Annotated in this window: 30 protein-coding genes and 2 tRNA genes; 19 read left to right on the plus strand and 13 right to left on the minus strand. The window is 60.1% G+C overall.

Annotation, left to right across the window (positions count from 1 at the left end; translation table 11 throughout):
• Nucleotides 1–115: 115 nt before the first annotated feature.
• From Q3Y53_RS00005 to aroC, 5 genes are all read left to right on the plus strand, one after another.
• Entirely contained in the window at nt 116–1,501 is a 1,386-nt protein-coding gene (locus Q3Y53_RS00005; RefSeq protein WP_303531327.1) for a DUF2252 family protein, read from the plus strand.
• Between the two features lie 483 nt (nt 1,502–1,984).
• Nucleotides 1,985–2,548, plus strand: coding sequence for a hypothetical protein (locus tag Q3Y53_RS00010; RefSeq protein ID WP_303531329.1), 564 nt, complete (start codon nt 1,985–1,987; stop codon nt 2,546–2,548).
• Between the two features lie 44 nt (nt 2,549–2,592).
• Complete coding sequence (locus tag Q3Y53_RS00015) at nt 2,593–3,351, plus strand: aspartyl/asparaginyl beta-hydroxylase domain-containing protein (protein ID WP_303531332.1); 759 nt, start codon at nt 2,593–2,595, stop codon at nt 3,349–3,351.
• Complete coding sequence (locus tag Q3Y53_RS00020; protein WP_303531335.1) at nt 3,348–3,806, plus strand: cupin domain-containing protein; 459 nt, start codon at nt 3,348–3,350, stop codon at nt 3,804–3,806. The genes Q3Y53_RS00015 and Q3Y53_RS00020 overlap by 4 nt, the downstream gene beginning before the upstream one ends.
• Nucleotides 3,807–3,845: 39 nt before the next feature.
• On the plus strand, nt 3,846–4,940 hold the full coding sequence (aroC, locus tag Q3Y53_RS00025) for a chorismate synthase (RefSeq protein WP_226425001.1): 1,095 nt from the start codon (nt 3,846–3,848) through the stop codon (nt 4,938–4,940).
• Nucleotides 4,941–4,959: 19 nt separating this feature from the next.
• Here aroC and Q3Y53_RS00030 read toward each other — a convergent pair whose 3' ends face one another.
• The 5 genes from Q3Y53_RS00030 to Q3Y53_RS00050 form a co-directional block, all read right to left on the minus strand.
• Nucleotides 4,960–5,427, minus strand: a complete 468-nt coding sequence (locus Q3Y53_RS00030; protein ID WP_226425000.1) for a hypothetical protein — start codon at nt 5,425–5,427, stop codon at nt 4,960–4,962.
• 62 nt (nt 5,428–5,489) lie between these two features.
• Nucleotides 5,490–6,134 (minus strand): bifunctional 4-hydroxy-2-oxoglutarate aldolase/2-dehydro-3-deoxy-phosphogluconate aldolase, encoded by a 645-nt coding sequence (locus Q3Y53_RS00035; RefSeq protein WP_303531340.1) that lies wholly within the window; start codon nt 6,132–6,134, stop codon nt 5,490–5,492.
• A gap of 28 nt (nt 6,135–6,162) precedes the next feature.
• On the minus strand, nt 6,163–8,013 hold the full coding sequence (gene ftsH / locus Q3Y53_RS00040; RefSeq protein WP_226424998.1) for an ATP-dependent zinc metalloprotease FtsH: 1,851 nt from the start codon (nt 8,011–8,013) through the stop codon (nt 6,163–6,165).
• A 44-nt stretch (nt 8,014–8,057) separates the two neighbouring features.
• Nucleotides 8,058–9,230, minus strand: a complete 1,173-nt coding sequence (gene sat, locus Q3Y53_RS00045; protein ID WP_303531344.1) for a sulfate adenylyltransferase — start codon at nt 9,228–9,230, stop codon at nt 8,058–8,060.
• A 107-nt stretch (nt 9,231–9,337) separates the two neighbouring features.
• The gene (locus Q3Y53_RS00050) at nt 9,338–10,168 is read right to left on the minus strand and encodes a photosystem II manganese-stabilizing polypeptide (RefSeq protein WP_303531346.1); all 831 of its coding nucleotides are present in this window, start codon (nt 10,166–10,168) and stop codon (nt 9,338–9,340) included.
• A gap of 120 nt (nt 10,169–10,288) precedes the next feature.
• Between Q3Y53_RS00050 and Q3Y53_RS00055 the strand changes: the two genes are divergently transcribed.
• Nucleotides 10,289–10,594 (plus strand): hypothetical protein, encoded by a 306-nt coding sequence (locus Q3Y53_RS00055; protein ID WP_303531347.1) that lies wholly within the window; start codon nt 10,289–10,291, stop codon nt 10,592–10,594.
• Here the strand turns inward: Q3Y53_RS00055 and coaBC are convergent.
• Together coaBC and Q3Y53_RS00065 are read right to left on the minus strand one after the other, a co-directional pair.
• On the minus strand, nt 10,567–11,853 hold the full coding sequence (gene coaBC, locus Q3Y53_RS00060; protein ID WP_303531349.1) for a bifunctional phosphopantothenoylcysteine decarboxylase/phosphopantothenate--cysteine ligase CoaBC: 1,287 nt from the start codon (nt 11,851–11,853) through the stop codon (nt 10,567–10,569). The two genes, Q3Y53_RS00055 and coaBC, sit on opposite strands and share 28 nt — an antisense overlap.
• Nucleotides 11,843–12,064, minus strand: coding sequence for a DUF2555 domain-containing protein (locus tag Q3Y53_RS00065; protein WP_038551345.1), 222 nt, complete (start codon nt 12,062–12,064; stop codon nt 11,843–11,845). The genes coaBC and Q3Y53_RS00065 overlap by 11 nt, the downstream gene beginning before the upstream one ends.
• Nucleotides 12,065–12,109: 45 nt before the next feature.
• Between Q3Y53_RS00065 and Q3Y53_RS00070 the strand changes: the two genes are divergently transcribed.
• From Q3Y53_RS00070 to Q3Y53_RS00090, 5 genes are all read left to right on the plus strand, one after another.
• Nucleotides 12,110–12,182 (plus strand) — tRNA-Ala (locus tag Q3Y53_RS00070).
• 8 nt (nt 12,183–12,190) lie between these two features.
• Nucleotides 12,191–12,328 carry a hypothetical protein gene (locus Q3Y53_RS00075; protein ID WP_303531353.1) on the plus strand — a complete coding sequence of 46 codons (138 nt, stop codon included), beginning with the start codon at nt 12,191–12,193 and terminating at the stop codon, nt 12,326–12,328.
• Nucleotides 12,329–12,372: 44 nt separating this feature from the next.
• Entirely contained in the window at nt 12,373–12,573 is a 201-nt protein-coding gene (locus tag Q3Y53_RS00080) for a hypothetical protein (protein WP_011363323.1), read from the plus strand.
• 224 nt (nt 12,574–12,797) lie between these two features.
• Complete coding sequence (locus Q3Y53_RS00085) at nt 12,798–13,130, plus strand: DUF565 domain-containing protein (RefSeq protein ID WP_303531378.1); 333 nt, start codon at nt 12,798–12,800, stop codon at nt 13,128–13,130.
• A 71-nt stretch (nt 13,131–13,201) separates the two neighbouring features.
• A complete protein-coding gene (locus tag Q3Y53_RS00090; RefSeq protein WP_303531381.1) occupies nt 13,202–14,716 on the plus strand; it encodes an NAD(P)/FAD-dependent oxidoreductase in 1,515 nt (504 codons plus the stop codon).
• Here Q3Y53_RS00090 and Q3Y53_RS00095 read toward each other — a convergent pair.
• Both Q3Y53_RS00095 and Q3Y53_RS00100 read right to left on the minus strand, forming a co-directional pair.
• A complete protein-coding gene (locus Q3Y53_RS00095) occupies nt 14,656–15,705 on the minus strand; it encodes an aspartate carbamoyltransferase catalytic subunit (RefSeq protein WP_226424990.1) in 1,050 nt (349 codons plus the stop codon). The two genes, Q3Y53_RS00090 and Q3Y53_RS00095, sit on opposite strands and share 61 nt — an antisense overlap.
• Complete coding sequence (locus Q3Y53_RS00100) at nt 15,702–16,343, minus strand: DNA-3-methyladenine glycosylase (RefSeq protein WP_226424989.1); 642 nt, start codon at nt 16,341–16,343, stop codon at nt 15,702–15,704. Before Q3Y53_RS00100 ends, Q3Y53_RS00095 begins: the two co-directional genes overlap by 4 nt.
• A gap of 28 nt (nt 16,344–16,371) precedes the next feature.
• Here Q3Y53_RS00100 and Q3Y53_RS00105 point away from each other — a divergent pair, with 28 nt between their 5' ends.
• Genes Q3Y53_RS00105 through gatC form a run of 4 tightly spaced genes read left to right on the plus strand, consistent with a single transcriptional unit; the run spans nt 16,372 to nt 18,410 of the window.
• Entirely contained in the window at nt 16,372–17,103 is a 732-nt protein-coding gene (locus Q3Y53_RS00105) for a queuosine precursor transporter (RefSeq protein WP_226424988.1), read from the plus strand.
• A 41-nt stretch (nt 17,104–17,144) separates the two neighbouring features.
• The gene (locus tag Q3Y53_RS00110; protein ID WP_173402180.1) at nt 17,145–17,288 is read left to right on the plus strand and encodes a hypothetical protein; all 144 of its coding nucleotides are present in this window, start codon (nt 17,145–17,147) and stop codon (nt 17,286–17,288) included.
• 43 nt (nt 17,289–17,331) lie between these two features.
• Nucleotides 17,332–18,120 (plus strand): creatininase family protein, encoded by a 789-nt coding sequence (locus Q3Y53_RS00115; protein ID WP_303531389.1) that lies wholly within the window; start codon nt 17,332–17,334, stop codon nt 18,118–18,120.
• Nucleotides 18,117–18,410, plus strand: coding sequence for an Asp-tRNA(Asn)/Glu-tRNA(Gln) amidotransferase subunit GatC (gatC, locus tag Q3Y53_RS00120; protein ID WP_226424986.1), 294 nt, complete (start codon nt 18,117–18,119; stop codon nt 18,408–18,410). Before Q3Y53_RS00115 ends, gatC begins: the two co-directional genes overlap by 4 nt.
• Before the next feature lie 7 nt (nt 18,411–18,417).
• Here gatC and crtR read toward each other — a convergent pair whose 3' ends face one another.
• Complete coding sequence (crtR, locus tag Q3Y53_RS00125; protein WP_303532718.1) at nt 18,418–19,449, minus strand: beta-carotene hydroxylase; 1,032 nt, start codon at nt 19,447–19,449, stop codon at nt 18,418–18,420.
• Nucleotides 19,450–19,503: 54 nt separating this feature from the next.
• Nucleotides 19,504–19,585, minus strand: a tRNA-Leu gene (locus tag Q3Y53_RS00130).
• A gap of 54 nt (nt 19,586–19,639) precedes the next feature.
• Between Q3Y53_RS00130 and Q3Y53_RS00135 the strand changes: the two genes are divergently transcribed.
• Both Q3Y53_RS00135 and ileS read left to right on the plus strand, forming a co-directional pair.
• Complete coding sequence (locus Q3Y53_RS00135; protein ID WP_303531392.1) at nt 19,640–20,134, plus strand: Ycf66 family protein; 495 nt, start codon at nt 19,640–19,642, stop codon at nt 20,132–20,134.
• Between the two features lie 27 nt (nt 20,135–20,161).
• The gene (ileS, locus tag Q3Y53_RS00140) at nt 20,162–23,086 is read left to right on the plus strand and encodes an isoleucine--tRNA ligase (protein ID WP_303531396.1); all 2,925 of its coding nucleotides are present in this window, start codon (nt 20,162–20,164) and stop codon (nt 23,084–23,086) included.
• On the opposite strand, the gene Q3Y53_RS00145 is transcribed toward ileS, so the two are convergent.
• Together Q3Y53_RS00145 and Q3Y53_RS00150 are read right to left on the minus strand one after the other, a co-directional pair.
• Nucleotides 23,071–23,364, minus strand: coding sequence for a hypothetical protein (locus Q3Y53_RS00145; RefSeq protein WP_226424983.1), 294 nt, complete (start codon nt 23,362–23,364; stop codon nt 23,071–23,073). The genes ileS and Q3Y53_RS00145 overlap by 16 nt on opposite strands.
• Nucleotides 23,364–23,975, minus strand: a complete 612-nt coding sequence (locus Q3Y53_RS00150; protein ID WP_303531399.1) for a DUF3177 family protein — start codon at nt 23,973–23,975, stop codon at nt 23,364–23,366. Before Q3Y53_RS00150 ends, Q3Y53_RS00145 begins: the two co-directional genes overlap by 1 nt.
• A gap of 69 nt (nt 23,976–24,044) precedes the next feature.
• On the opposite strand from Q3Y53_RS00150, the gene Q3Y53_RS00155 reads away from it, so the two are divergent.
• Nucleotides 24,045–25,340, plus strand: coding sequence for an FIST N-terminal domain-containing protein (locus Q3Y53_RS00155; protein WP_303531401.1), 1,296 nt, complete (start codon nt 24,045–24,047; stop codon nt 25,338–25,340).
• Nucleotides 25,341–25,364: 24 nt separating this feature from the next.
• Nucleotides 25,365–26,069, plus strand: coding sequence for a tRNA (guanosine(46)-N7)-methyltransferase TrmB (gene trmB, locus Q3Y53_RS00160; protein ID WP_303531404.1), 705 nt, complete (start codon nt 25,365–25,367; stop codon nt 26,067–26,069).
• Nucleotides 26,070–26,077 lie beyond the last annotated feature (8 nt).

The following is a 26,077-nucleotide window of genomic DNA, read 5'->3' on the forward strand; positions in this document are numbered from 1 at the left end:
CGGTTGATCTGGAATCAACCTGTTCCTTCTGGAACAGCCAAAACGATTCAGATCAACTGAATCGGAAAGCCCCCTCCTAGGAGGGGGCTTTTTGTTGTTTTGAAAACCGTAAAGCATGCGCCGCGCAACAGCTATAGGTAAAAAAGTAAAAGCCAAGAGCTCAAGTATGAAAGACCTGATCAGCGAATCAAAAAGCTATGACAGGGAAGGGAAAATCATTAAAGCTATTCGAGCACAAAATGCTTTCCTACCCGAAGAATCAAAATTCAAAAAGTACCAGAAAATGGCCCAATCTCCCTATATCTTTTATCGTGGAACCAATCATTTATTCTGGCAGGACTTTGCTGGATCATGGAGACTCCATCAATTCGGAGGCTCTTCTTGGTCAAGAACGTGGCTCCAAGGCGATTCACACGTTTACAACATGGGAGCGTTTAAGCATCAAGGCGAAAATGTGTGCTTCGGATTTGATGATTTTGACGATTCTCTGGTTGCTGATTATCAATATGATATTTGGCGTTTTGCGGTCAGCATCGTACTGGACTGCTGGGACCGCGATCTCAACAATTCAGATGAAATCGATAGCGCTCTCAACACATTTTCTCGCTCCTACCTGTTGAATTTCAGGAAGACAATCAAAAGCAAAAAATTATTCGAAAAACGATTCACCTCAGCCAACACTTGTAAACCGCTTGCGAGCTTCTTGAACAAGACGCAAGGGAAAAGCTCCCGACGAAAAATGCTCGAGAAATGGACTAGTGGAGAACAGGATCGTCATTTTCAGCTCAATTCAGAGAAAGTCCGAGCCCTAGACATTCCACGTCGCGAACAACTGATCGATGCTCTAGCCAACTATAGAGCGCGCCGGAATAAATTTATGGGGCTTGAACAAACAGATAAACCCATGGAAATACTGGATGTTGTTGAGCGCCTAGGAGCGGGCACAGGTTCACTAGGGAATAGAAGATTTTACGCCCTAGTTCGGGACATCGACAAACAAACAGAAGATCATGATTTCATCCTGGATATCAAACTCCAAGGACAACCAACTGCCTACGGCTATTTGAGCGAAGAGGAAACCAAGGAATACAACGACAATTTTGCCAGCCACGCTGTCCGTCATGCTGATGCATACACGGCACTCTCTGATTTCCCCGACCATCACTTGGGCTGGGTAAGCCTTGAGAATGAAAGCTATTCTGTACGGGAACGCTGTCCCTACAAGCGGGATTTTGACACCTCTAAGCTCTCCTCCAAAGAGTTTCTACTTATGGCTGCTCAGTGGGGGGAAGTTCTGGCCCTCAAACACCGCAGAGCAGCACGCCGTCTTAACCGAAACCAAGACTCTTCCCCTTTGGAGAAAAAACTGAAAGATATTGCCGAAAACCACCTTTGGGAATTCAAATTCTTCATTCGCTCTTTGGCCCAGCCTTACGCGCAACAAGTACGTCGCGATTGGGATGCATTCCGCCTCAATGCCGACACCCTGGTGGCACAATAACAACGAGATACCTGCATCTTTTTTGATCAAGGCATTTGAAATTACCTACAAAATCAAAAACAAAACTCTCTAATAAATATCATGAGCGACGACCTCAGAAACGTAATCGCCGCTCAAGCAGCACGGGCCATGGACAAGAAGAAGTGGTCTCAAATGCGTTATATCGGCAACCGCTTTGAACGGGCCCGCTGCTACAGAGATTGTTGGCAGGCTCTGGCACGAGCATCTGAAGAGACCACCCTTCACCGACTCCCGATTTGGCCAGGGCCAAATGTGACATGCAGCGGAGTTCTTGTTCTGCCCAACACACGGGACTTGGGGGATGAGTTGCGAATCCTGAGATTTATCGGCGATCTAAAAGAACACATCGTGCACGTGATCGTCTTAACCGATCCTCGTCTTCATCCCCTCATTGAGAGGAGCTTCCCTGGTGTGATCTGCTGCGATCCAGCAAGGATTCCGAACCGTGCTGAGATATCGCACATGGCGGCCCAGGAGCGTCTGGCGTACTGGTTTGGCTCTGACGAACAACAGCTGATCAGTGGCTTCCGCACGCTGGCAGCATCCATCTTTGCTGGAGAGAAGCCCAAGGGCATCGGCATCAGCTGGTTTTCCAAATCCAGGAACAAGAGCTTGCCTCCCGTAGAAGACTGGGCATCGGTGCTCCAAACCATCCGCCAACCAATTCAGTCCCTGCAGTACCTGGAAAAACCAGCACGAATCCGTGCACTGCGAGAACTGAGTGGACAACGCATTCGCTCATCCCAACCCATCGACCAAATGCTCGATCTGGATGGGTTTGCCAGACAAGTCGCGGGAGTTCGTGGAGTGCTCACCATCAGCAACACCACCGCACATCTGGCGGGGGCCTTAGGCATTCCCTGCGTTGTCATTCTCGACAATGGCTCGATCACCAACTGGCCCGATCAGGGTGAAACAACCCCGCTCTATCCCTCAACACGACTGATCCGCCGCGGCAGCGATGACTGGGCCACAACCCTGCGCCGAGGCTGGCGCACACTGAGAGCCTTGATCCCACCCCAGTAGGGAATCAGCATGCAAAGCTCCTCGATCAAAAGAGCCGGCACAGCGTGAGCAGCCCAAAGGCGAAGCGGAAACAACGCACCCCCATCCAACGCGTGATCCGCTGGGGTCCATGGCACTACCGCTTCTGGCGTGAGGTCGCACGCTGGTGCTACGAGCAATCGCTGCACAACCCTGCGGTCGTTCCAGCGGACGTCGGCTTCCCGGCCCATCGGGAACTGTTGGAGTCGTACCAGCAGATCCGCCAGGAAACCCTGGAAGTAGCCCTCTCGGGGCGCTTGCCCGCTAACCACGAAATCATGCAGCAACAGCGCACGCTGTATGAATTCGATCGCAAGATCTGGGGGATGCTGCCCTTGAGGGGCTATGGCTACAACTACCCCGCCAATCAGGCGCTGATCCCTTCGTTGCGGAGCTTTCTGCAGCATCACCCCGATGTGGTTTCCGCTGCCGTGAGCCTGTTCCCCCCCGGCAAGGTTCTACGGCCCCATAAAGGCCCGTTCAAAGGAGTGTGGAGATATCACCTGCCGTTGTATGTGGAGAATTTTGGAGAGGGGCGCAGTTCCTGCGAACTGACGATTGATGGGCAGAGCTACTACTTGCAGGAAGGTGAAGGATTTCTCTGGGACGACACCTTCATGCACTCCGCCATCAATCGCTCCAGCCAGCCCAGGGTGGTGTTGCTGTTCGACGTCTTTCGCAAGGACCAGCCGTTTTGGCTGATCGGCATGAGCTGGATCTTCCTGTGGGTGGCTCAGATCTGGCAGCACGTGCAGGACATGCGCCAGCGTGCGGGTCTGCAGTGACTCAGGTACAAACCCTGATCGAGCAACTCGGCTTGATGCCCCATCCGGAGGGGGGCTGGTACCGCGAGTTGCATCGGAGCCCAGACCGGGTTCAACGCCACGACGGTGCCGAGCGTTCTGCATTGACGGCGATTCTTTTTTTGCTGCCCGCAGGTGCCGTCAGTTGCTGGCATCGAGTGATCGGTGCTGACGAAGCCTGGACGCACATTGATGGGGCAACGCTGGAGCTCTTTCAGTGCCAAGCCGACGGCACAGGGCTGCAACGTGATGCTTTGGATGCATCCAACCCCGTCAAGGTGGTTCCCGCCAACGCCTGGCAGGCGGCAAGGAGTCTGGGCGTCTACTCCCTAGTGAGCTGTTGTGTGGGGCCTGGGTTTGACTTCTGTGATTTCGAGATGGCCCGGCAGCAACCCACGACAGAACGCCCGAAATTGCCCCATCCGGAGTTGATCTGAACCGATGGCTTCGTAGCCTCACCACATCGATCAATGGCCATGGGCAGCAGCTTCGGCGACCTCTTCCGGATCAGCACCTTCGGTGAATCCCACGGGGGAGGGGTGGGTGTGATTGTTGAGGGCTGTCCACCACGGCTCAACCTCAGCGTCGAGTCGATTCAGGCCGAACTGGATCGACGCAAGCCAGGCCAAAGCCACATCACCACCCCGCGCAAGGAAGCGGACCAGGTGGAAATTCTCAGTGGCCTGCTGGATGGCGAAACCACGCTTGGCACCCCGATCGCCATGGTCGTGCGGAACAAGGACCAACGACCCGGGGATTACAAGGACATGGCGGTCGCCTTCCGGCCATCCCATGCCGATGCCACTTACCAGGCGAAATATGGAATCCAGGCACGCAGCGGTGGGGGACGTGCATCAGCGCGGGAAACCATCGGCCGTGTTGCTGCAGGTGCGATCGCCAAGCAGCTGCTGAAACAAGCAGCAGGAACTGAAATCCTGGCCTGGGTGAAGCGGATCCACACCATCGAAGCCTCCGGCATCGACCCGCAGCGAGTTCAGCTGAACGATGTGGAGGCCAACATCGTTCGGTGTCCTGAGCCAGCGATCGCCGAGCGGATGATTGAGCGCATCGAAGCCATTGGCCGTGAGGGTGATTCCTGCGGAGGGGTTATCGAATGCGTGGTGCGCCATCCCTCGATTGGTCTGGGCATGCCGGTGTTCGACAAACTCGAAGCCGACCTCGCCAAAGCTGTGATGTCGTTACCGGCCACCAAGGGATTTGAAATTGGTTCCGGTTTCGATGGAACGCTGTTGAAGGGCAGCGAGCACAACGATGCCTTTCTGCCGAGCGACGATGGTCGGCTGAAGACCGCCACCAACAACTCGGGTGGCATCCAGGGAGGGATCAGCAATGGTGAGACGATTGTGATCCGGGTGGCCTTCAAGCCAACGGCCACGATCCGCAAAGAGCAGCAGACCATCGATTCCGATGGCAAGGCCACCACACTCGCGGGGAAAGGACGACATGACCCATGCGTTCTGCCTCGGGCCGTGCCGATGGTTGAGGCGATGGTGGCACTCGTTTTGGCTGATCACCTGCTGAGGCAGCAGGGGCAATGCAGCCTTTGGTGAGCACCACCCTCAAGTCAGATCAAACGGAACCCACCGCTGAACTGGCGTTGGAGCTCAACGCCGCTGCGGCAGATTTCGTCTTTGCGGCGCTGCGGGTCCGGGTGCGGCGAGCGGGCTTTTTGCTGGCCTGAGCCTTGGCTGAGGCTGGTTTCTTGGCAGCCATCGTTTTCTTCACCGTCCGGCGCGCACGACCGGTCGCCCCGCGGCTGCGATGACTCAACACCAGGGCCCACTCCTCGTCACTGAGGGTGGATGGCTTGCTGCCATGGGCATAGGACAGCTTGGCCGCCTTCTCGATGTCCTTGATCAGATTCGTCCAGGACGTGGCAAAACGCTTGTCGGACTGCGATTTCGCGCCGCTTTCCACCAGGGTCTCCACAACCCCTGCAGCCGAAACCTTCTTGCGCCGGCGATTGAAAATCTCTTTCTGAAGCTGAGCGATCAGGGCATCGGCCTTGTCGCTGAGCTTGATCGTGAGCTGCGACATGACGCAGTTAGATAGCTATCTCATCTGTAGCATCTTGGACGCACGTCGACCAGTCGTTGGCATCAGCACTGGCTTGTCGATTGATGCAACCAGTCGAGAAGTGCCTGGAAGGCAGGCGGCGAACCCACCACCCTGCGGCCCAAAGCCACAGCGCCATGCCCAGCCTCCAGCCATACAGGGAGATCGCCCACCTCGAGACCTCCAGCGGCAATCACAAAGGGCAGGGGGCCGAGGGGCGCCTGCAAGCGCCCCCAATACCCAGGCCCAAGGTTGATGGCAGGAAACAGCTTGACGACACGACAGCCAAACTGCATGGCTTGATGCACCTCTGTGGGGCTGAAGACCCCAGGCACCAGCAAGACCCCAAGCTCTCGGGCCTGCTCCACAAGCTCCGGGCACCAGAAAGGCGCCATCGCATAGCTGAGGTCAAGCCGAGATAGGTCGTTGAGCGCCTTGGTGACCGTCACCGAGGCCGCTCCCAGATTCAATTCAGGGCAATGGTCCTGCACCCGCTGCATGAACCCCATCCAGCCTGGCTGGTCAAGCCAGGCCACCTCGAGATGTCGCAGTCCTGCAGCATGAAGCTGCTGCACTTGCCCCAACAAGCCAGACCCCGAACCTGAAGCCACGAGGTCGTCAGGCTCAGGCCGAATCACCAATAAAAGAGGCTGATGCTGCAGGGATGCCACCAAGAGCTCCTGCCGCACCAGCCAAGGGTTGGAAGACGAATCGAAATCAGACGTATTCGGCGACCCGGACGTCACGTTTGATCAGCAGCTCCTGAAGCTCTTCAGCATCAACAGTCTCCTGCTCAACGAGCATTTCAGCCAATTCATCCAGAACGGCTCGGTTGTCGGCAAGAACCTTGGTGGCGCGCTTGTAGGCAACATCCACCAGCTCAGACACCTCTTTGTCGATCATCGCGGCGGTTTCCTCAGAAAAGTCACGCTCCGCAGCGATGTCGCGTCCAAGGAACATGCCACCTTGCGCACGCCCAAGAGCAACGGGACCCAGTTCGTCGCTCATTCCGAAGCGGGTGATCATCTGACGCGCCGTTGAAGCAACCTGCTGAAGGTCGTTGGAGGCACCAGTGGTGACCTCGTCTTCGCCGTAGACAATCTCTTCAGCCACCCGGCCACCAAGGGCAACGGCCATCTGGTTCTGGAGGTAGGCCCGTGAATAAAGGCCCGATTCCATCCGCTCTTCACTGGGGGTGAAGAAGGTCAGACCGCCAGCGTTACCGCGGGGAATGATGGAGATCTTCTGAACCGGGTCGTAATCCGGCATCAGAGCACCCACGAGGGCATGACCAGCCTCGTGATAAGCAACCAGGCGGGCGCGACGCTCGCTCATCACGCGGTCCTTCTTCTCAGGACCCGCCATCACCCGTTCAATGGCATCACTGATCTCGTCGTTGCTCACTTCAGTGAGTTCGCGACGGGCCGCAAGGATGGCGGCTTCGTTGAGAAGGTTGGCCAAATCAGCGCCGGTGTAACCCGGTGTCCGACGGGCAACCTTGTCGAGATCGACGTCCTTGGCGAGGGTCTTGCCGCGGGCGTGGACTCCGAGAATCTGTAGACGTCCGGAATAGTCAGGGCGATCAACAGTGACTTGACGATCGAAGCGACCTGGGCGCATCAGAGCGGCATCAAGCACGTCCGGGCGGTTGGTGGCCGCCACGATGATGATGCCGGTGTTGCCCTCGAAACCATCCATCTCCGTCAGGAGCTGGTTCAGCGTTTGCTCGCGCTCGTCGTTACCACCGCCAAGGCCTGCTCCACGCTGACGACCAACGGCGTCAATTTCATCGATGAAGACGATGCAGGGAGCGTTTTTCTTGGCTTGCTCGAACAGGTCACGAACACGGCTGGCGCCAACGCCAACGAACATCTCGACGAATTCTGAGCCAGAGATCGAGAAGAAGGGAACACCTGCTTCACCAGCCACGGCCTTGGCCAGAAGGGTTTTACCGGTGCCGGGAGGTCCAACAAGCAGAACGCCTTTGGGGATCTTGGCACCGACGGCCGTGAAGCGATCAGGATTCTTGAGGAAGTCGACCACCTCGGTCAACTCAAGTTTTGCTCCCTCAATGCCGGCCACATCGGTGAAAGTCACCTGAGTGGAAGGCTCCATCTGAACCCGAGCCTTGCTCTTGCCGAACTGCATGGCGGGGTTTCCGCCGCCGCCGCCTTGGGCACGCCGGAAGAGGAAGAACAGTCCGCCCAACAGAAGGATTGGGAAGATCAGGCTTCCGGCAGCCTGCTGCCAGCCAGGGGTCTGACGGGAGGGCTGCACAGCGATATCGACGCTGTGTTCGGTCAGCAAACCGAGCAGCTCACGATCGGGAGCCAGGTTGACCTGGGCACGACGGCCGTCGTTTTCAACCACCTGAGCGGTGCCCTGATCCGGAGAAATCAGCACACGGCTGATTTGGTCATCCTTCACCGCCTCAACGAACTCGCTGTAGCGGATGGTGTTCACCTGGGGCTGGCTACCACCGCCGCCACCAATGAACGCTGGTGCAATCACAACGATCGCCAAGACCAAAAGGGCCCCGAGACCGATATTTCGCCAACGCTTGTTCACAGGTCGCCTTGTAGATGAAGGAATGTTAAACCGGTTCTCAGCCTTCAGGAGGCGCGGAGCACCTCAACCACGCTTTTGAAGGCGAACCATTCGGGAATCTCCTCACCACCGCGAAGCATCTTGCGGAACTGAGTGCCGCTGAGTTTCTTCACGTGCAGGCCACGTGCTTCGGCATGCTCCGCCGTCACATAGCCCTCTTCCTGGGTGTAAACGAGGTTCAGGGAAGGAACCGTCTCCATCGTGAGCTCGGGAGCGCACTCCTTAGCGAAGTTCTGCGCGTCGTAAGGGCCGTAGAAGTCATCACCGGTCAGAGACGATTTGCAGCCGGCCATATCGCGGCCGATGATGAAGTGGGTGCATCCGTAGTTGCGGCGGATGATCATGTGCTGGAGAGCTTCACGCGGGCCTGCCATGTGCATGGCGTAGGGCAGGTAGGCCCAGCGAATGCTGTCGTTGTTCACTTCGGCCGCCAGACGCTCATAGGTCTGGAAGCGAACAGCACCAGGGATGTCGTCCTGCTGGGTGGGACCACAGGTGGGATGGACGAGCACCACGGCGTTATCACTCACGTTCTGTGCATGCAGGGCACGGGTGAACAGTTCGTAGTGAGCGCGGTGAATGGGGTTGCGGCACTGGAACGCCACCACGTCCTCGCCTTCGGGCAGGCCAGCACGCACCTCAGCCGGGGTCTTGCAGGGGAACACCCGCTCGGGCAGAGCAAGACCCTTGAGGCTTCCACCCAAGTAGAAGCACTTGCGCTCCATCGTGATCATCCGAACCGCAGGGTGCTCGATGGAGGTGGTGCCATAGCAGCCCTTGGCTTCAGCCACTTTGTTGGGTTCCCACTTGTCCTCCACCTCGAGGACCGCCAGATCCTGGCCCTTGTAAGTGAGCAGCAGCTTGTCACCCACCACAACGTCATCGCGGTCGGTGTCCATCACGATCGGCAGACCGAACAGCTGGCCCGCAGCCAGACGATGGCCACTGACCACAGCGTCGTAGTCCTCCTGGTGCATGAAGCCACGCAGAGGAGAGAAGCCACCAACGCAAAGCAGCTCCACATCACAGGCGTTGCGATCGGAACACTCGATCGTTTTGGTCGCGGTGGCTTTCACAGCGGCACGATCCGCCTCGGCCACCATCAGATCGACCAGCGTTCCGCCGTAGGGAGCAATCACACCGGATCGCTGGGCGGGAGCGGAAGCACTGGCGGTCATGACTTCAGGGAAAGATCGGGCGATTCTCCCAGATCGCCGGAGGATTGCAATGCGCCACAAAAAAGGGGGCCTGAGCCCCCCCTTGCAACCTGTTGTGATGAGCCTGATCAGGCCTCTTCAAGGCGGCCGTAAAGATCACCAGTGATCTTGATGTCGACCACTTCACGACCACCCATGTCGGAGTCGGAGGGTTGGATAGCGCTGAACACACCAGCGAATTCACCAGTTTCAGGATCCACCTTGGTGATGGAGAGACTCATGGTTCCCACTCCATCGATGTAGCGCTTGTTGTTGTCCTTCTCGAGTTGCTCGTCATCACCGCCGAGTGCCACAAGGCCTTGGGCGTACTGGACACCGGTGGTCAGAGCCCGTCCCTTGGGATCGATGAAGTTGCTAGTGCGGTAGCTGGGGGTGCGATAGGTGCCTTCAAAATCGGTGCTGGTTGTCAACGCCGAGCCATCAGCAGTTGCATTGAGAGACTTGCTGGAGAAGGTGAAGGGGAACTCCTCGCCACCGGGCACCAAAACGGTGATCGGCTGGAAGTCGATGCCGCCTTTCTCCTGGAATTGCAATCCAGATTCCGTCACCTTCAGATCCCCAAAAACTGAATCAAGGCTGGAGGTGTAACGGGTCAGGATCTTGCCCTCAACAAACTCAGCCTGCTGACGGATGTTCTTGGGCTCCTCCTTCGCATAAACCTGAACGGGGTGCATGCAGATCTCACGCAGCTCGTAGCTGCCACCGGCGGTCAAAGGAATCGAGCCACGAGCCGAGTCCCCAATCGTGGGGCAATCGTTGGCTTTGCCGGTGTTGTGGATGTCGTCGTAGGTGACATTGGATCCACCACGCTGAACGGCTTCACTGTCGCCACTACAGGCCGTGGTGAAGAACGCGAGGCAGAGCGCCAGCACGACGGCCAGCAGAGGACGAATGCGCATGGAAGGAGCCAATCGGCTGAACGCTAATGGGGACGGAATGCCGTCAGATCCGGATCCTACAGGGCGAAAAATGACGTCAGGGCTAGCCTTTTGCAGCTCTCAACAACTTGTCGAAAGCGCGTGACATCCAACGATCCCGATTCGACCCAGGCCCGGATGGCTCCGGCACTGGCCGCCCTGGGCGAGATAGCAGAGGAGTTGAGGGGAAATCCAGAAGCACTCCTCACCCTGCTGCGTGAGCTTGAAGCCCTGCATCGGGACGTTCAGGACGGTCCGTTCCGCCAAAGCCTTCCTGAAAACCGCCAGAAATTGTTCACACTTCTGCAAGGGATGGAGAAAAACGGCGGTTGGCCCTACATCCCCAGGCTTCAGCTGCACACATTCATCGACCTGCTCGGTCAGGACTCCATCGACGCCGCGGCCTGATCCCGAACCTTCATCAGAGCATCAAGCAACTGATGGGCAAGAGAGAGCTTTGCAGTCACAGGCAGCTCCAGTCTCCAACCGTCTCCCAGCAACCAGCCCCCATTGGGTTGGTTCCCAAAGCCCTGACCGTCACGGTCCACGGGATTCACCATCATCAGATCGCAGCCCTTCGACAGCCGCTTGCTTTCAGCCCGCTCCAGCAAATGGGCGTCACTGCCTGTGAGCGCTGAGAAGCCAAGAACCAACTGTCCAGGACGGCGTTGGCGGGTCAGGTTCGACAGCAGGTCAGGCACCTCGGCCCAACCGGAGGTCAGAGCCTGCTGAAGCTCCAGCTTGGCCAGTTTGCCTGGAAGATCAGCATCCCTCCGCAGGTCAGCGACGGCAGCAGCCATCACGAGCACATCTGATCGGGGCTGAGCCAACTCCAGAGCCGAACCGAGTTCAGCGGCACTCTCCACCGCAGTGCACTGCAGGCCCTCAAGCCAAGCGTCGGGGAGATCCAATGGGCCATGCACCAAATGAACGGTGGCACCCCGGAAGCGTGCCGCCTGCGCCAGCAGCACCCCCATTCGACCGCTGCTGCGGTTGCTCAGGAAACGGGCCGGATCAATGGACTCTTGGGTCGGTCCAGCCGAAACAAGAACAGACATCCCCGACCAATCAAGGGTCACGTCGAGAGTGCCCAAGCCGCGGCTGAACACAGACGCAGCCGCCAACTCAATCAACAGCGGATCGGCCATACGCCCATCGCCGACGCGATCGCAGGCCAACAGACCGGACGCCGGCAACAGGGGGACCACCCCAGGAAAGGATTGGATCTGCAGCCAGTTGCGTTGCACCGCAGGGTGGCGCCACATGGCCGTGTTCATCGCCGGAGCCGCAATGACCGGAGCTTCCGTTGCCAAAAGAACGCTGGCGAGCAGCCCGTCCGCTGAACCCTGGCTCCAGCGGGCCAGGCTGCTGGCACTTAGGGGCGCGACGATGGTCAACTCCGCCCACTCCGCCAACTCGATGTGCAGCGGCCTCGACGCAGCCGGGTTCCACTGGTCTGCTTCGAGGTAACAGCGATGACGACTGAGGCTGGCAAGCGCGACGGGGCTCACCAAGGCAGCACCACTTGTGGTCACAAGACAGCGCACCTCAGCGCCGGCCTTGATCAGCGCACTGACGAGCAAAGGCGTCTTAACGGCAGCAATGCTGCCGCTGACGGCCACCAGCACACGCCGCCCGCGAAGTGGCGACCCCTGCTCAGTCTTCATCAAAAGGTTCTTGGTCCACCAAATGGTGGTAAGGAAGGATCAGCTCGGGCCTGTGGATGGCCAGCGCCCGAAGCAGGTGCCAATCCGAAAGGCTGTCGAAAGGAGAGGGGTAGTCGTCCTCTTCGAGACGGCGGGCGAGCTCAGCCGTCGACGCCTCGTCAAAAGCCTCCAGCCGTTCCTGCGTGAGCATCGAGCCGTCCTCAGACGCCATTGCTTGCAGTTTGACGCAGGCCGTGCCGGCTAGCGTTGACTCACCGGGGAATTAGCTCAGTTGGTAGAGCGCTGCGATCGCACCGCAGAGGTCAGGGGTTCGAATCCCCTATTCTCCACTGCGATTTTGCGACGTCACCTGCCACTGATTGGCTTATTTGCCCTTGTGGTGTTCAGCACCGTGGCACGACCATCAGCCCTGCTCACCTTCACGTTGCTCGCTGCAGCCGGTGCGATAAGTCGCGCACCATCACGCCGCACCTGACCCACCATGAGGTAAAAGGGGGTTATTGAACTCCCCCGTAGCCGATGTCGCAATCGAAGCGCGAGCAGGTCGTGAGCCACCTGCGCTACATCCGCCAAGAGCTGCGTGAGATGCACCAGGGAGTGATGGAAGACGGCCTTCTTCCCGAAGCAGGCGAAGTTCGGGGAGTGATGGCACAAATGGAAGCGCTGCTGGAGCTCCTCGAAGGCAAAGCGTCCAGAAAGGCGAAAGCTGAGTCCAAATAACTTTCGGCGCAAGCCGTTGTCAAAGCCCATAACTCTGGCTTTGCTTCGCCAATCCTCATCACCTGGCCCGGGCTTGCTCCGGGTTTTTTATTGAAATCTCCTATCCGTAGTGTCTGATGCCTGCAGATTGTCCAGGGGTGGTGTAAACAGGTGATGGCAGGGGCATGGCCGGGTGATGGGGATCACTGGTTTCGACCCTGCCTCTTCCCCCTGAAACCTTTGCCGTGCGACGGCTTCAATCCACCCGGCTGCAAACCAACGTTGGTGCAGCACTTGAAAGGCTGGATCACTGGGCACGCAATCCCTGGCGACGATTGTCCTTACTGGCCCTTGCCGGGCTAATTGGCTTTTTGATCGGTAGCGCCATCACATCAGTCTCAGGCGTTCTCGCGCAGATGGACCCCGTCGCTGCCCTGCTGGTGGTGCTTGGCACTGAATTCACGATTCGGCGACGACGCAGTTCCGAACCATCCCTGAAGTTGCCCCAACAACTGTTGGATTTTGGTCGCATCGGCTTTCTCTATGGCCTCTTTCTCGAAGGGTTCAAGCTGATCTGAAGCAGAACCGTTCAAAACAGCCAACCAAGAATCCAATCCATACCCTTCGGAAAGAATCTGGTGGGCTGCAGATGGCAAGCAACCATTACTTTCTGGAGCTTGAACCGCCAGCGGAGCGGTTGCGTCATGCGCCGCATGTGGTCATCGTTGGCGGCGGCTTTGCAGGGGTGCATGCCTGCAAGGCCCTGGCCAAGGCCGATGTGCGCATCACCCTGATTGACAAGCGCAACTTCAACCTGTTCCAGCCCCTGCTTTATCAGGTGGCCACTGGTTTGGTCTCAAGGAGTGATGTGGCCACGCCTCTGCGCGAACTGGTGGGCAAACAAAAGAACGTGCAGGTGCTGCTGGGGGAGGTCACCACGGTGAACCCCGAGGGCAAACAGATCGTCTTCAATGGCAAGGCCTACAGCTACGACCATCTGGTCCTGGCAACAGGATCGGGGAGCACCTATTTCGGCCACGAAGACTGGCGCACCTTTGCGCCCCCGATGAAAATCCTCGAGCACGCCGAGGAAATACGCCGCCGTCTGCTGATGGCGATGGAGCAGGCAGAGCAGACACCCAACCCCGAGGCACGCCAGTTTCTGCAAACGGTTGTGATCGTTGGTGCCGGCCCCAGCGGCTGCGAGATGGCTGGCGCTGTTTCCGAGCTGATGCGGTGGGCCTTAAACAATGCCTTCAAGCAGCTGGATTCACAGAAAACACGAATCGTGTTAGTGGACCCCGGCGACAGGGTCCTCAGAGCAATGCCAGCGGAGCTCTCGGAGGCGGCCCTCAAGGGCCTCGAGCGCGATGGCATCGAATACATGCGTCAGGGTCGCGTCCAAACCATGCGACCCGGGGAAGTTGTGATCGGTGGGCCCACTGGAGACGTTCGAGTCCAGGCAGCAACGGTGATCTGGACCGCTGGAGTGAAGGCGTCCCATTTGGGTCAGAAGCTGACCAAGGCCACGGGTTGCGAGGTCGATCGCGGTGGGAGGGTCATTGTCAACTCCGATTTCTCGATACCGAACCATCCCGAGATCCGCATCGCCGGTGATCTCTGCAGCTACAGCCACACCGTGAATGGCAAGCCGCTGCCGGGCATGGCAGCTCCCGCGAAACAGGCCGGCACGTTCATCGGCAAGGACATCGCTGCGATCGTCGCCAGACGTTCCCGCCCCACCTTCCGCTACTTCGATTTCGGCAGCATGGCTGTGGTGCACGCCAGTGCGGTCGCCGACCTGCATGGCTTCAAAGTTTCCGGACGCCTAGGCCTGCTGCTCTGGGCCATCGTTCACCTGGCCTTGATCCCCAACCAAGAGAACCGGATCACCTTGAGCATCAAATGGCTGTACGCCCTGGCGACCCGGCAACGGGCCTCGATTCTGCTAACGGGCATGCCAAGCCAGCATCTGGCCCTTGATGCTGAGGATGCCCACTTCCCGATGGCCAGCGGCAAAGGTCCCTCCATCGCCGAACCCGATGCCGCCCTCAAGGCAGCGATGGATTACTACGCCCATCAACTCAGTGGCCTCCCTCAAACTCAGGAGCTGCTCGACACCAAGGAGGCTTCAGTCGCGGATTCAGAAGCTGCCATCAAATAAAGCAAGGCCATCCGAGTGGGAACACCATTCCTGACCTGCTCTTCCACCAGGCTGACGCGCGGGTCATCCAAGAGCGACCCACTCAATTCGACGCCGCGATTGACCGGGCCGGGATGCAGAACGGGAACGTTCTCACCGCAGAGCTTCATGCGCTCATGGCTTAATCCGAAATCGCGGTGGTAGCGCTCCAGACTGGTCAGCAACTGCTGGCCCATCCGTTCCTTCTGAAGCCGCAGGGTCATCACAGCATCGGCGCCCGGCAGTGCATGCTCCAGGCGCCGCACCACGCTGACCTTGCCCCGTTGCGGGACAGGGTCCTTCAGCAGACCTGGGGGCGGCGCATCCACGAAGCCCGCGAAATCCTCCGGAACCAGGCTGGGAGGACCGCACAACACCACATCCGCTCCACAGGCCGTTAAGGCCCAGAGATTCGAACGGGCCACCCGCGAGTGAAGGATGTCTCCAACAATCACAATCCGGCGTCCTTGCAGGGCCTCCGGCATGGGGTGCTGAGGAGAGAAAAAGCGGGCAAGCGTGAGCAGGTCCAGCAGTCCCTGACTGGGATGGCTATGAAGTCCATCGCCCCCATTGAGCACCACGGTGCGCTCACCCATCTGCTGCAGGTCCAGCGCCAGCTGCTGTGGCACACCAGTGGAACGGTGGCGCACCACCAACACGTCGGCCCCCATGGCCACGTAGGTGCGCGCCGTGTCGAGAACGCTTTCCCCTTTGCTGAGCGAGCTGCTGGAGGGTGAAAAGCTCATCACGTCTGCGGACAGACGCTTGGCCGCCAACTCAAAACTGCTGCGGGTTCGGGTGCTGGGTTCAAAGAACAGCGTTGCCACCAAACGTCCCTGCAAGGCGGGAAGTTTCCGGGCACCGGTGATCGGAAGCGAACGAAACCGCTGAGCCAGCTCAAGCACCGCCGCAAAGTCTTCTCGCGCAAACGACGCGAGATCAAGAACGTGACGATGCGGCCAGCCACTCATGACGACGGCTCCTGCGATGGCGACCAGCACTGTGCCCTGGGCGGCATGCGATCACCCCGAGCTCGCCTGCTGACACTGCGACTGCTCCGCAGATACCAGCGCCATGGGGTTGCAGCGCCCTGGGTGATGCCAATCCGCGTGGTTGTCACAAGATCCTGGCTGGCAAACGTGTCTGACCTTGGGGCCATCCACACCTCATGTTCGCCCGTCACCGGACGGCTGTCATCACGTCGATCAAGCCCGAAACGACGTGCCAGCAAGCCGGGCCCTGCCCCAACCCTCTCGGGTTCATCGGGCAGAGCAACGGCACGCAGCAACACACCATTGGCCCAGTCGCCCCGATCGGTGACCACGTTCACGCAGTGGTGGATGCCATAGCTGACATACACATAGAACCGCCCTGGCTCACCGAACAGGGTTTCGTTTTGCGGTGAACGGCGGCGGTAACCATGACAAGCAGGGTCGTCCTGGGAATAGGCCTCGGTTTCAACGATCACGCCCCAGAGCAGGCTGCCGTTGTCTTGGCGTTTCACCAACCTGCAGCCCACCAGATCAGGACCCACGATCTGAGCCGGACGGGCAAAAAAATTGAGCGGAAGCGAGACGAAATCGATGACAGGCTGCCGGCTGGCGGCCACGCTTGTTCCAGCTTGAACTTTGCAGGCTGTGGACAGCAACCTCCAGGCACGGCGTGATGGGGTGTTTCTGGTGCTGGCGGGCCTCTTCCTCGGGACCCTGGGCATGCTCAATATCCTGGGCCTGACGCGCTTCCTTCAACTGGGCAGCATTGGCGGCTGGCCGATCGTTGTGGCTGTCGGCGCACTGCCCTATCCGATCACGTTCCTCTGCACTGACCTGATCAGCGAGATCTGGGGAGAACAGAAAGCCAATCAAGTGGTGTGGGTCGGGCTGCTGCTCAACGGCTGGGTGCTGCTGATCCTTTGGCTTGGGGGCGTGCTGCCCGTCATGGACGGCAGTGACGACAGCACCTTTCGCACGATTCAGCAGCTCAGCTTCGGTTCGATTGGCGCCTCGATGGTGGCTTATCTCTCAGCGCAATTCGTGGATGTGCGGCTGTTTCATTTCTGGAAACGGCTCACCAAAGGCAAAGCCCTCTGGCTGCGCAACAACGGCTCCACCCTGGTGAGCCAGCTGGTGGACACCAGTGCAGTGGTGCTGATCAGCCATTACGGCGCCCATGTGCTTCCTGTACAGCCGGAACGGTCCGTGCTGCCGCAGCTGCTCAGCTTCATCGGCAGCGGCTACCTGTTCAAAGTGCTGGCAGCGCTGACCGACACACTTCCCTTCATCTGGCTCACCGGATGGCTGAGGGAGTGGCTGGAGATTCCCGGAGAAGGACGGGAACTCACAACAGAACCCACATCACCGATGCATTAGCGGTGCATCCACGCCAAGCTGAGCTCAGTTCAGGCCCGGTGATGGACGCAGCCACCTCCAGCTTCAACCTCGGCACAGTGCTTCTCGCGAGCGTTGTGCTGTTCCCCTTGGCCTGCCTGTTCTTCGGAACCCGCGGCGGCTACTACAACACCGATCAGTACGACGGCAACGGCACCGCCCACTGATCGGCTGGAGTTGAGCGATCATCAGGGCATTGGTTCAGCCTGAATGACCGCTGCAACTCCCGGCCCTGTCGACAGCACGGAAGCCATTCGCCTCGCCCTGCGCAGTTGGCCTGAGGTGGAGAGCTACCTCCAAGGCTGCAAGGGGGTGATCATTCCCCTGGGATCCACCGAACAGCACGGCCCCACGGGCGCCATCGGCACCGACGCCCTCACCGCCGAAGCGGTGGCCCTTGAAGTGGGACGTCGCACCGGCGTTTTGGTCACCCCAGCCCAGGCCTTCGGCATGGCGGAACACCACCTTGGTTTCGCGGGAACGATGAGCCTGCAGCCGGCAACGCTTTTGGCCGTTCTGCACGACCTGGTGTTGTCCCTGGGCCGGCATGGCTTCGAACGGGTATTCGTGATCAATGGCCACGGCGGCAACATTGCGACGGCCAAAGCCGCCTTTGCACAGGCCCACGGCACCGCCACCACCCGCAATCTCCCCGTTGCCCCGCAGCTGCGTTGTCGGCTGGCCAACTGGTTCATGGCCGGCCCCGTGATGCGCCAGGCGCGCGAGCTGTACGGCGACAAAGAAGGTCATCACGCCACCCCCAGCGAAATCGCTGTCACCCTCGCCGTGGAGCCGAGCCTGCAGACCAAGCAGCGACCGCTGCCCGACCCCGCTCCGGCAGGCCCCATTCATGGACCTGACGACTTCCGTCGCCGTCACCCCGATGGACGCATGGGATCCCACCCCTCCTTGGCCACCGCCCAGCACGGTGACGACTTGCTGGAGACAGCCGCCACCGCGTTGAGCGAGGATCTGCGCACGTTCCTCGGCGAGTCATGAGCCAGATTTCCAGCGACGACGTCCGCAAGGTGGCCCATCTCGCCCGTCTTGATCTACCCGAGGACAAGATCGCGACCTACACCGGTCAGCTCGAGTCCATCCTCGAATACGTAAGTCAGCTCCAGCAGGTGGACACCGAAGGCGTTCCAGAAACCACCCGAGCTGTGGAGGTGACCAACGTCACCCGGGCCGATGGAGTGCAACCGACCCCCGTTCGGGAGGACATCCTCAACCAGGCACCGCAAAGGGAGGGTGACTTCTTCCGGGTTCCGAAAATCCTGGCCGACTGAACGCGACTCAGCGGGACACCCAACGCTTGGGCTCGGTTTTGATCGCGATGCGGTCAACGAAACCAAGCCAGTGGCGGCGCAGACCCCGTCCCGGCATGAAACGGGCTGCTCGCCTCATCTTTCCGCTACGGCGCTTGTGGCTGCGCACTCCCACAAGGATGTCGTAGAGGAAGTTGTACCCATCCCGGCGGGTTTCAAAAATGCCCAACCGTTGGGGTGATCCCTTGGAATCGAGCAGAGGCTTGGTGGCCTCGTAGGCCGGTTTGTATTCGAACCAGGGAATGGATGGCCAGAGGTGATGAACCAGGTGATAGTTCTGCCCCATGATCAGCCAATTCATCAGCCTGCCGGGGTAGATGCGGGCGTTCGTCCAGCGGTTGCGAGAGGTGAACGGCCGATGCGGGAGGTAGTCGAAGAACAAACCCAGCGTCACGCCGACCATCAAGGCAGGCGCAAACCAGCAGTTGAAGATGAACGGCAGAAAGTCAAAGCGTGCCGCCGCCAGAACGATCACCAAAAAAATGCTGCGCTCCAGCCCCCACTGCATCAACTCCCAGCGGCGCCAGAGACGACGCTGAAAGAAAAACCACTCGTGATAGAAAAATCTCGGAGCGATCAGCCAGAGCGGCCCGAACGTGCTGACGATGTGATCCGGATCGTTCTTCGGGTCATTGACATGGGCGTGATGCTCAAGATGCACCCGCGTGAAGACGGGAAAGCTGAACCCGAGCAACAGCGCCGAGCCATGGCCCATGGCCTGATTGATCCATCGATTTGGATGGGCCGCGTTGTGGCAGGCGTCATGAATCACCGTCCCTTCTAGGTGCAGCGCCAAAAAGCCCGTGCACAGCAGCAACGGCAGGGGCAAAGCCGCCACAAACCAGCCCCAGATGGTCAGAGCCGCCAGGGCATAACCGCCAAGAAAGAGCCCAACAGTGGGGTTCCAGACGGCCGGTGGATCAACGAATTCGCGCGGAACCGATCGGTAGCCCACTCCAACCGGACGAGGCTGCTTTTGTTGAGCAGTGCTCTGGTGCATCCGGAGGTCAGGCAACAAGTCTGTATAGATCCCGAACCACGGTAGAGAAAGGAATGCCCACCGGGGGACTTGAACCCCCACGACCAAAGCCACTGGTACCTAAAACCAGCGCGTCTACCAATTCCGCCAGGTGGGCAACACCCTGACTTTAGAGATCGCACCAGAATGGAAGCAGACCGCCACACCACGGATGCTTGCGACCCTCAGCGGCGATCTGTGCCTCCTGCTCGGCCTGGCACTCCTGCTGCTTCCCCTTTTAGCCGTTGAACTCAGCCGCCCCCGCGATGGCGTCTGGGGCGCGGTGGTGTTGCTGCTGGGTCTCGTTTTGGTTACCAGCACGGACCGGCTGCGGGGAGCGCCGATGCTTGCTGTTCTCTGCGCCGGCCTGTTGATCGCACGCTTGGGCTCCGAGGTCGGACAGGCCCGCTGGAACAGCCTCAGCGAAACCGAGCAACAGCGGTTCACCTCACTCGATCATTGGCGCACAAGCCTTCAACAACTTTTGATCACCACAGGCCGGGTGGGCGAGGGCATTGGCGGCATCGCCAAACAACTCAAACCGGCCGGAAAATCAGGGGTTACGGGCAAAAAATGGGTGCGTCCCGAGTCCCCTGAAACCACTGACGAAAGCGACGCCGCATCAGCCGAAGCAGATGAGGTCACATCTCCAGAGGGCGAAGACTGATAATCCCGAGGCCAGAGCAGGGACCCCGTGAGCAAGGAGACGCGCGACGCCGCCGCTGAGGAACGTCCCTCCTATAAACCCACGCTCAACCTTCTGCAGACGGGATTTGGCATGCGCGCCAATGCCGTCCAACGGGAACCTGAACTGCAGGCCTTCTGGAAGAACCATGGCATCGACGGCGAGCTGGGCCTGAACAACAGCGGCCCAACCTTCACTCTCCATGACGGCCCGCCCTATGCCAACGGCGCTCTGCACATGGGGCATGCCCTCAACAAGGTGTTGAAGGACGTCATCAACAAATATCAGGTATTGAACGGGCGGCGGGTGCGCTACGTGCCGGGCTGGGACTGCCACGGCCTGCCGATCGAGCTCAAGGTGCTGCAGTCGATGGATCAGGAGCAGCGCAAGGCGCTGACACCAATCAAGCTGCGTAAAAAAGCTGCCGCCTACGCCCGCAAACAGGTGGATGGCCAGATGAAAGGCTTTCAGCGCTGGGGCATCTGGGCGGACTGGGAGCAGCCCTATCTGACCCTGCAAAAGGAGTACGAATCGGCTCAAATTCGGGTGTTTGGCGAAATGGTGCTCAAGGGGCACATCTACCGGGGTCTGAAACCGGTGCACTGGAGCCCGAGCTCACGCACAGCTTTGGCCGAAGCCGAACTGGAGTATCCCGACGGCCACACCAGTCCCAGCGTCTACGCCGCCTTCCCAGCCGTGGAGCTGCCGGCAGCGCTGCAGGATGCCCTCAGGGCAGAAGGCCTGGACCTGCCCACCGAGACGGATGCCCTGGGGCAAGCCCTGCAGGTGGCGATCTGGACAACCACCCCCTGGACATTGCCAGCCAACCTGGCGGTATCGGTCAATGAACGGCTCGACTACGCCCTCGCCGACGACGGCGAAGGCCGACTGCTGCTGGTGGCCGCCGATCTGATCGAGACGCTGAGCGCCACCCTGGGGCTCCGGCTGAGCCGGCGCGCCACGGTGAAAGGCGCCCTGCTCGCCGGTCTGACATACCGCCACCCGCTCCTTGACCGCACCAGTCCTGTGGTGATCGGGGGCGATTACATCACCACCGAATCGGGCACAGGCCTCGTGCACACCGCGCCTGGTCACGGCGTCGACGACTTCCACACCGGGCAGAAGAACGGCCTGCCGGTGCTCTGCCCTGTGGACGAAGCCGGCAACCTCACCGACGAAGCCGGGCCGTTCGCGGGCCTGAACGTACTCAAGGATGCCAACCCCAAGATCATCGAGGCGCTGGAGTCCGCCGGGGCCCTGCTCAAGCAAGAGGCCTATGGCCACCGCTACCCCTACGACTGGCGCACCAAGAAACCCACCATCTTCCGGGCCACTGAACAGTGGTTCGCCTCCGTGGAAGGGTTCCGTCAACAGGCCCTTGATGCGATCGCCGCAGTGGAGTGGACCCCTGCCTCCGGTCGCAACCGGATCGAATCGATGGTCAAGGAGCGGGGCGACTGGTGCATCTCCCGTCAGCGCACCTGGGGGGTGCCGATCCCCGTCTTTTATCACCGCAGCAACGGCGAGGTGCTGCTGAACGCCGACACCCTGGATCACATCCAAGCCTTGATCGCCGAGCACGGTGCCGACGTCTGGTGGGAGAAAGACGAAGCGGATCTGCTGCCACCCGCCTACGCCGACCAGGCCGACCAGTGGCGCAAGGGCACCGACACCATGGATGTGTGGTTCGACTCCGGCTCAAGCTGGGCTGCCGTCGCTAGTCAGCGCAACAACCTGAGCTATCCCGCCGACCTGTACCTGGAAGGGTCCGACCAGCACCGCGGCTGGTTCCAGAGTTCACTGCTCACCTCGGTCGCCGTGAATGGCCACGCCCCCTACAAGCGGGTGCTCACCCATGGCTTCGCCTTGGACGAGAAGGGCCGAAAGATGAGCAAATCCCTCGGCAATGTGGTCGACCCAATGGTGATCATCGAGGGGGGCAAGAACCAGAAACAGGAACCGCCCTACGGCGCTGATGTGCTGCGGCTCTGGGTGAGCTCGGTGGATTACTCCGCCGATGTGCCGATCGGGGCAGGGATTCTGCGCCAGCTGGCTGATGTGTACCGCAAGGTGCGCAACACCAGCCGCTATTTGCTGGGCAACCTGCACGACTTCAATCCGGCAACCGACGCGATCCCCATTGCCGAACTGCCATTGCTGGACCGCTGGATGCTGCAGCGCACGGCCGAGGTGATGGACGACATCACAGAAGCCTTCGAAAGCTTCGAGTTCTTCCGCTTCTTCCAGCTGCTACAGAATTTCTGCGTCACCGATCTGTCGAACTTCTACCTCGACATCGCCAAGGACAGGCTCTATGTGAGCGCCCCCAAGGACCAGCGCCGGCGCAGCTGCCAGACCGTGATGGCCCTGATCATCGAACGCCTGGCCGGACTGATCGCTCCGGTGTTGTGCCACATGGCCGAAGACATCTGGCAGAACCTCCCCTACCCCGTGGAGGAGACCTCGGTCTTCCACCGCGGCTGGCCGACGGTTCCAACCGAGTGGCGTGATGCTGCTCTGAGCGCTCCGGTTCAAGAGCTGCGGGAGCTCCGCGCCGCCGTCAACAAAGTGCTGGAAGACTGCCGCGGCCGTCAGGAACTTGGTGCATCGCTTGAGGCAGCCGTGCGGATTGACGCCCGTCGTCCGGAACTCCAGGCCGCTCTCTCCTGGCTGAGTGAGACGGGGAATGCCGAAGTGGACGGGCTGCGGGACTGGCTGCTGGTCTCACAACTACAGATTGGCGGCGAGCCTTGGGCCGAATTGCTGGCCAGCCAGGACGACGAGCTCGCATCGATCGAGGTGAGCCGAGCGCGGGGAACCAAATGCGAGCGCTGTTGGCACTACGAGGGGGATGTGGGTCAGAACCCTGAGCATCCCCACATCTGCGGACGCTGTGTTGGCGTTCTGGAACGCCGGACTCACCAGTTGGCCTGAACCAGGAGGTCGTTCGGCGGCATCGGTCCAGCCAGCACAACCTCCTGGGTGGGCGACAAGGGCCCCTGCAGCAGCTCAGCCTGATCCAGAGTCGTTCCCTCCGGGAGAACAGAGGCATCGGGGTCAAAGGCGGTTGGATGGGTAGTACTGCTGCTGAACCCACGGAAGATCAGCAGTTCAAACGGCACATCACCCACCTGCCCCCGCAGACGAACAACCCGCTGGGGCTGAACACGCGTTCGCTCCTCCAGTGCCTGAACCACCACCTGATCGTTCATCAGAAATCGCCGGCCACGCGTCCGTAACGGGGCAGACGCACCAACAGCCACTGCAGCAGGCCGGCCAGATAAGCCACCAGGGCGACGTAACCCACAAAGGCGGCAACGGCTTCGGTCCACAGACCACCGAAGAGAAAATTGAACACTGTTGCCGCCAGGCCATGGATGCCCTGAGGGGCCTCCAGCCAGGTGAGGCAGGCCGAGGCCTCCAGCTTTTGCATGCAGCCCAAACCCGTAAGGCTCATGCCCAGGCTGAGGAGACCAAAACCACTGAACGACCAACGCCAAACCTTCACCGCCAGGGGCAGCGGACGCCAGGACGGCTGGTCGGCCAGCTCTTCATTGATGTCGACCCAGAACCACAGGCTGATCACCATCAACACCGGTGCGACAACCGCCATGGCGTAGCCCAGGGGGCGCTGGTCCATCAGCAGCAGCAGGCTGATCGCCATCAGGCTGGCCACCTTCCAGTAGATGCCGAGCAGCCGCAGCACCAACGGCTCGCGACGCCACGCCGACCAGATCAATAGGACCAAAGGCACACCAACGGCAAAGGTGGCGGCCAAGCGATAGGTCAGCCACACCAGAGCGCGGTACGTGAGCTCGTTCACTGGGGACTGTCACAGTGCCGCCATTATCAACGTCCCGAGCTGACCTCCAGGGTTGATAGGGTCCGCTTCATGGCACCGTTCGCACCGTTCAGCTGGTTCCGCTCCGGGGGCGCTGAAGCCAGGTGCCGGACAGGACTTTCCGCGAAAGCGTCCCTGGACGAAGCCGTTCGGGATGTGGTCGAGCAACTGGGCCGATCCAGGGGCGAAGCCGATCTCGCCCTCGTCTTCACCTCAACGGGTTACGCCACCGACCTGCCGCGGCTGCTGCCAATGCTTCGCGCCCAGATCAGCGCGAAGCATTGGATCGGATGCACCGGGGGAGGCGTGGTGGGCACCCGCGGCGACGGCACCGCCTCGGAGCTGGAGCAGACGCCTGCATTGAGCGTGACGGTGCTCTCCCTGCCGGGGGCCTCGATCGCCACCCAACACCTGAGCACAGAGGAGCTGCCTGATCTGGATGGAGCCGCCCAGCAATGGCAAGACTGGGTGGGCCTCACCCCCGAGGCTGCTCGCAGCCAAATCCTGCTGATCGACCCCACCAGCAGTGGAATCAATGACCTCATCAGCGGGCTGGACTACGCCTATCCGGGTGCAGAGAAGATTGGGGGCATCGCAGCACCCCACAACAGTCGGCACGGATCGCTGCTGCTGGATGACAACGTCGTCACCGGCGCGGTGGTCTGTTCCATCGGGGGGAGCTGGCGACTCGAAACGGTGGTGGCACAGGGCTGTCGCCCCATCGGCCCGGTCTTCTCAATCGAGCAGGTGCAGCGCAACGTGTTGCTGGAACTGAGTGATGGCGGCACCAAGGCCAGCCCCATCAATTGTCTGCAACGGGTTCTGGCCGACCTCAGCGAACAAGAGCGCGAGCTGGTGCGTCACTCATTGTTTCTCGGCGTCGAACGCAGCAGCCTGCGGCTGAACGCCAACGGAGCAGCATCAGAAGCGAGTGCCTTCCTGATCCGCAACCTGATCGGAGTCGATCCCAACAATGGCGCCGTGGCCGTAGCTGAGCGGGTGCGTGCCGGCCAAAACGTGCAATTTCACCTGCGCGAAGCCGCCGCCTCCCAGGACGAAGCCCTTGCCCTGCTCAAAGCAGCGACGGCTGATTCAGGCGACACGGTCCATTTCGGACTGCTCATGGCCTGCCTGGGACGGGGCAAGGGGCTCTTCGGTCGTGCCGATGGCGACATCAGCCTGGCCCGCCAACTGATGCCTGACCTTCCTGTGGCGGGAGCGTTCTGTAACGGTGAGATCGGACCCGTCGGCGGGACGACGCATCTGCATGGCTACACCGCCTGCTGGGGATTGCTTCGCCAGGACCCAAAAAGCTCCTCTGGCAGTGGCTCTGACAATCTCGGTTGAACCGAATCGCACCGCCTCGGAACCTTGCGTCAGCACGTCAATCCCCTCAGCAGCTTCTTCCAGTTGCCGCTGGAACTCCCTCCACCCGAGGAGCTGTTTCGCGTTCCTGATCATCCGATCCACCTTGATATCGGCTGTGCCCGTGGACGTTGCCTGCTGGGCCTGGCCGTGCGTGATCCCCATTGGAACCATCTCGGCGTTGAAATCCGCCGGCCCCTCGTGACCTCGGCCGATCGAGAGGCGCTCGCCTCGGAACACGGCAATGTTCGGATCCTGTTCTGCAACGCCAACATCAGTCTGGAAGGCTGGATGAAGGCCCTGGAGCAGGACCGGCTGCAACGGGTCTCCATACAGTTTCCCGATCCCTGGTTCAAACGAAGGCACCGCAAGCGCAGGGTCCTGCAACCCGCGCTGCTCTTGGCCATCGCAACGGCCCTCCAGCCCGGCCGTGAGCTGTTTCTGCAGAGCGATGTTCTCGACGTGATTGAGCCGATGGTGGCTCTCACCGAACTCAGCGCCTGTTTTGACCGCCCCGCAGAGGATCAACGGCCCTGGCGCGCCAGCAACCCGCTTTCGGTTCCCACGGAACGGGAGCGCTACGTGCTCGAGCAAAACCTCCCCGTCTACCGGGTGCTCTACCGCCGGAACCAGAATCCACTTCCTTCCGTGTCAGATCTGGAACAGCGGTGGCAGGAGATCGATAATCCGGCGGAAGCACTCACCACCTGAAGCCCCAC

The organism is Synechococcus sp. YX-04-1, assembly GCF_030546365.1.
Classification (GTDB): domain Bacteria; phylum Cyanobacteriota; class Cyanobacteriia; order PCC-6307; family Cyanobiaceae; genus Parasynechococcus.

Bases quoted from the DNA above. Each gene is read 5' to 3' on its own strand.
- Q3Y53_RS00005 (WP_303531327.1), top strand. From the start codon at position 116: ATGCGCCGCGCAACAGCTATAGGTAAAAAAGTAAAAGCCAAGAGCTCA.
- Q3Y53_RS00010 (WP_303531329.1), top strand. From the start codon at position 1,985: ATGGCGGCCCAGGAGCGTCTGGCGTACTGGTTTGGCTCTGACGAACAA.
- aroC (WP_226425001.1), top strand. From the start codon at position 3,846: ATGGGCAGCAGCTTCGGCGACCTCTTCCGGATCAGCACCTTCGGTGAA.
- Q3Y53_RS00030 (WP_226425000.1), bottom strand. From the start codon at position 5,427: ATGTCGCAGCTCACGATCAAGCTCAGCGACAAGGCCGATGCCCTGATC.
- sat (WP_303531344.1), bottom strand. From the start codon at position 9,230: ATGACCGCCAGTGCTTCCGCTCCCGCCCAGCGATCCGGTGTGATTGCT.
- Q3Y53_RS00050 (WP_303531346.1), bottom strand. From the start codon at position 10,168: ATGCGCATTCGTCCTCTGCTGGCCGTCGTGCTGGCGCTCTGCCTCGCG.
- coaBC (WP_303531349.1), bottom strand. From the start codon at position 11,853: ATGAAGACTGAGCAGGGGTCGCCACTTCGCGGGCGGCGTGTGCTGGTG.
- Q3Y53_RS00065 (WP_038551345.1), bottom strand. From the start codon at position 12,064: ATGGCGTCTGAGGACGGCTCGATGCTCACGCAGGAACGGCTGGAGGCT.
- Q3Y53_RS00080 (WP_011363323.1), top strand. From the start codon at position 12,373: ATGTCGCAATCGAAGCGCGAGCAGGTCGTGAGCCACCTGCGCTACATC.
- Q3Y53_RS00090 (WP_303531381.1), top strand. From the start codon at position 13,202: ATGGCAAGCAACCATTACTTTCTGGAGCTTGAACCGCCAGCGGAGCGG.
- Q3Y53_RS00095 (WP_226424990.1), bottom strand. From the start codon at position 15,705: ATGAGTGGCTGGCCGCATCGTCACGTTCTTGATCTCGCGTCGTTTGCG.
- Q3Y53_RS00110 (WP_173402180.1), top strand. From the start codon at position 17,145: ATGGACGCAGCCACCTCCAGCTTCAACCTCGGCACAGTGCTTCTCGCG.
- Q3Y53_RS00115 (WP_303531389.1), top strand. From the start codon at position 17,332: ATGACCGCTGCAACTCCCGGCCCTGTCGACAGCACGGAAGCCATTCGC.
- gatC (WP_226424986.1), top strand. From the start codon at position 18,117: ATGAGCCAGATTTCCAGCGACGACGTCCGCAAGGTGGCCCATCTCGCC.
- crtR (WP_303532718.1), bottom strand. From the start codon at position 19,449: ATGCACCAGAGCACTGCTCAACAAAAGCAGCCTCGTCCGGTTGGAGTG.
- Q3Y53_RS00135 (WP_303531392.1), top strand. From the start codon at position 19,640: ATGCTTGCGACCCTCAGCGGCGATCTGTGCCTCCTGCTCGGCCTGGCA.
- Q3Y53_RS00145 (WP_226424983.1), bottom strand. From the start codon at position 23,364: ATGAACGATCAGGTGGTGGTTCAGGCACTGGAGGAGCGAACGCGTGTT.
- Q3Y53_RS00155 (WP_303531401.1), top strand. From the start codon at position 24,045: ATGGCACCGTTCGCACCGTTCAGCTGGTTCCGCTCCGGGGGCGCTGAA.